Raw genomic sequence first — 3,847 nt, 5'->3', positions numbered from 1 at the left:
AAATAAAATTAGTTGCAACTATAATGGTTGCAAAGGGAGGCTAACAATATGAAAATAGGTATTATAGGTTCAGGAAATATAGGCACTGCAGTGGGCAAGAAAGCAGTCGAGGCAGGACATGAAGTGATTATTAGTAACAGTCGCGGACCTGAAACATTAGTGGAAAAGATTACTGAAATTGGATTGAAATCTACAGCTGGAACAGTTTTGGAAGCTTCTAAGCAAGATGTAGTTGTACTAGCAAACACAAACTTACAGTTTATGTAACGACCTCCGAGGTCGTAGTAAAAACTGTAAGTTTTTACTTTCTAATTTTTACACCATTATTTGTACCTTGTGTAGTTATATATGTGTAATAACCATTTCCATATGAATTAAGGTTTTCTACCTTTGTTGTAATTGTTCCTTTACCGTCAAATAGATTAATTAATTTAAAATTGTCCCACATTATTCCCGATTTCAACTTCTTAGTTTCTGTTTTTATTTTCGGACGATAATTACTATCAAATTTATTTATGTCAACATTATCCATATACTAACATGCATTATCATATCCCTCATCTAAAAAATAATCGGGAATAGTACTAATGTCGGATTTCCCATTATTTTTTATATCCTTTATATAATCCTCCATAAAATGGTATATCTTAGCTTATATTCTGTTCCAAATATGTTTATGGCTGGAATTTAAATATAGCATCGTCCATATATTTTGCATAAGCAGAATTCTCATCTACATGAAGCTCCTTTATAAATGGGAACACCTCTTGTTGCATTACCCTATACCTTTCAGCAGCTTCAAAATCTTTAAATTTACTCCATCTTAAATCTTGCTTATCACTTGCAAACATTCCTTGAAAAGCTATCTTTAAAAATGATGCTTGATTTTCCACTTATAGTTTCTTTATCATCTAAGCCTTTAATAAATAAAAGGTATGTAAATTGCTCTATAACTTCTAACGGGTACTGAGATTTTAAATATTGGTGAATAAAAACAAACTCATCCACTAAATATACTTATTATTCTTTAAAAAGCCCAATTCATACACTTGTGGTTCCATTTTTGTTGATAACTTCTTAAATAATTCCTCAAATTCTTTTAAATCACTTTTCATATATTTTTTAATTAAAGCTTTTATTTGATACCAGCCAGCATCCCATGTATTTATCTGATATTTAGGATTAAGTATGTTAAATTCTCCTCTATACTCAAAACTTTTCACTACCAATTCCTTAGCTTTTTCTAAAACTTTTCTACCCTCATTTGATAAAAATCTGTTCTTTAAATCCATATATATAAATCTCTCACCTTGAAATAGTTTCGTATCCTGAAATATCTCATCATTATAGTTTTTATCTGCTAATTCTCTTATTTCTTCATTCCCCATGAAGAAAGATTGGTTAATAACATTGTAGGATTGTTCAGAAACAATTATATTTCTTAAAGAACCCTGGTATGATGAGTTTTCAAAAATAGAATAAATTATGCAATCATTAATCCACCCTTTATAGAGTGAATTACCTGTATCTGGAATCATATATTCTTCTTTTTGATTTTTCCAATTGGCTTTAATTAAACATCTTGCTGCAAACAATGAAAAACACTTCTCATAATTTTCTTCATTTATTTCAGTAGTTTTTAAATGCCTAGTTACCTTACTTGATAATATATATACTCCCTTAGCATTTGCATATACATTGTTACTATCATTAATAAGATATCCTAAAGCTTCTTTGCGTGTTTTCACTATTTTATTATCTACATTCACTGATGATTTTAGAGCAATTGTATCTATGTCATCATATTTATTAATTACTTTAATCCAATTAGAAGCTCTCTTATTTTTTGAGACATTGTATACATTCTTTACTCCTATTTCACAAATATTACCTTCATTTGAGATTTCTTCGACAGTGCAATCAAAGTTTTCTTTATTTTTTGTTTCCCCACATTTCCATATAGTAAAAGCAATTTCCCATTGGTTTGATACGTTAGAAAAATTACTTGCATTAAACATTATTCCTTTCTCATAGGTGAATTCCTTTAAAAACTTTTCTCTAAATCCTTCAAACTTAGGACCCGTTAATAATAATGTTGGTGAAAATACTGCTATATTAATGTCTGTTAACTTGAACATTTCCTTAATCTTTAATATTCTATAAAGAAATTGTGCATATAGCTGCTGTGAGCTTCCACCTATACAATCCTTATTCATTGCCTCGCCAATTAATGTCTTAGATGTTCCAGTTTTAATCTTTCGGTCCTTACACTTATCATTTCCTGCTTCTGCAAAAGGTGGATTTATGAAAAATATAATTTTTTTATTCTTTTTTAATGATACTAACAACTTTTTATAATTATTAATTTCAGTTTTATAATTTTTTTCAAACATTCTAAGATCACTATTTAACATTTCAATATCATCCACTAAAAAATCATAAACGAATTTGTAACTATCACTATTATTCTTTTCTCCTAAATCTAAATCTGTTTTACGCAATGTAGAACAATATAATTCTTTAAATGTATAATCTCTTGTTAAGTTTCCTGTACCCCACGCACAATCCCAAACTACATATTCGTTTCTCCAGTTCTCGCCAAATGTTTCTGTCAAACGTTTATTTGCTTCATTAACCCAAATAGTTGGAGTGTAGAAGTCTCCCTTATATCTTCTTGTGGTATCCTCAATAAGCCTATCTGCTATTTCAATAAACGTCTGTTTTTCATTTGGAGAATATTTAGTACTATAATTTGCTTCAAAATATTTATAGCAAATATTATCTACTTTTATATCCTTTACATTTCCAACGTAAAGTAAATTTTTTTTCTTTGGTTGTATAAATGTATCCGGATTATCTGTAATTACATTTATAAAAAAGTACACCAATTCAGTTGCAGAATATTTTTCAGGTTCCTCCACTATTTTAGCAATAAAATAATCATACACCACAGGCAAGTTTGCAATATTAATTCTCATTTTTCTATTGTAATTTAATACAAGACGTTTAATTTGTACAGCAATATCTCTAAAATTAAAAGTTGATCCTATTTTAAAAATAAACACATTTAGATTTGTGTCTTTAGAAATTTTATATACTAAATTTAAGTGTATTTGTGGACCTTTTGATGGTGCAGTGCTCCAATCTATATTTTCTTGTAAATATTTTTCAATTTCCTTAGTGTGAATTAGAAAGCATGCATTTTTATCACCGGCGAGTACAATATTCGGAACTATAGAGTAATTTTTATCCAACCCCAATCGAAACCTTTTTAGGTAAAATAGTACCTGAACAATAACCTTAGCTTGCTCTAATCTATCATTAAAGTCTTTATTACATTTAAACTCCATTATTATCCTAAGTGTCTTAGTAATTTCATCATAAATAATGTCTTGTTCTATATATCCATCACACCCATAAGGATGGGTTAATATAGAATTAGGGAATGCCTTATCTAAAGCATTTTTGTACACTATTTCAACTTCTTTTTCTATAGTAGCACTTTTAATTTGGTTGTAAAATTTCATTTATAATAAATCTCCAAAATAATTAATTATATTATTATTTATTACAAATGCTTCAAAAGTATTACAACTACTTATAAGATAGAGCGTTTTTTTATTTAAGACCACCTTTTATAAGTAAGGAGTATCAACATTATCAAACATAAACTTCCAGTTTATGTAACGACCTCCGAGGTCGTAGCCATAGCCATCAACCTTATAATTCAATAATCTACCAAATAATTAAAACGCTTATTTAAGCTCAGATTGGAATTATTCGTTAATAATTACTTTTAGTTATAGCACCTAATTGTAAATCTTGGCTATTTTAATGTAACCTTAAT

Annotated in this window: 3 protein-coding genes and 1 pseudogene; 1 reads left to right on the top strand and 3 read right to left on the bottom strand. The window is 28.4% G+C overall.

Features of this window, described 5'->3' with window-relative positions; all coding sequences use genetic code 11:
• The first annotated feature begins 27 nt into the window (after window positions 1–27).
• On the top strand, window positions 28–267 hold the full coding sequence (locus VIM70_RS15205) for an NAD(P)-binding domain-containing protein (RefSeq protein ID WP_331946624.1): 240 nt from the start codon (window positions 28–30) through the stop codon (window positions 265–267).
• Window positions 268–301: 34 nt separating this feature from the next.
• Here the strand turns inward: VIM70_RS15205 and VIM70_RS15200 are convergent, their stop codons facing one another.
• The 3 genes and pseudogenes from VIM70_RS15200 to VIM70_RS15190 all read right to left on the bottom strand — a co-directional run bounded on the left by VIM70_RS15200 (window position 302) and on the right by VIM70_RS15190 (window position 3,527).
• Window positions 302–532 (bottom strand): hypothetical protein, encoded by a 231-nt coding sequence (locus VIM70_RS15200; RefSeq protein WP_331946623.1) that lies wholly within the window; start codon window positions 530–532, stop codon window positions 302–304.
• Between the two features lie 154 nt (window positions 533–686).
• Window positions 687–963 (bottom strand): annotated as a pseudogene (locus tag VIM70_RS15195) (type I restriction-modification system subunit M N-terminal domain-containing protein); the annotation flags it as partial.
• A gap of 44 nt (window positions 964–1,007) precedes the next feature.
• Complete coding sequence (locus VIM70_RS15190) at window positions 1,008–3,527, bottom strand: hypothetical protein (protein WP_331946622.1); 2,520 nt, start codon at window positions 3,525–3,527, stop codon at window positions 1,008–1,010.
• Window positions 3,528–3,847 lie beyond the last annotated feature (320 nt).

Source organism: Clostridium sp., from assembly GCF_036569345.1.
Classification (GTDB): Bacteria; Bacillota; Clostridia; order Clostridiales; family Clostridiaceae; genus Clostridium_AD.
This window is presented reverse-complemented; position numbering and strand designations above follow the sequence as displayed.

Bases quoted from the DNA above. Each gene is read 5' to 3' on its own strand.
- VIM70_RS15200 (WP_331946623.1), bottom strand. From the start codon at position 532: ATGGATAATGTTGACATAAATAAATTTGATAGTAATTATCGTCCGAAA.
- VIM70_RS15190 (WP_331946622.1), bottom strand. From the start codon at position 3,527: ATGAAATTTTACAACCAAATTAAAAGTGCTACTATAGAAAAAGAAGTT.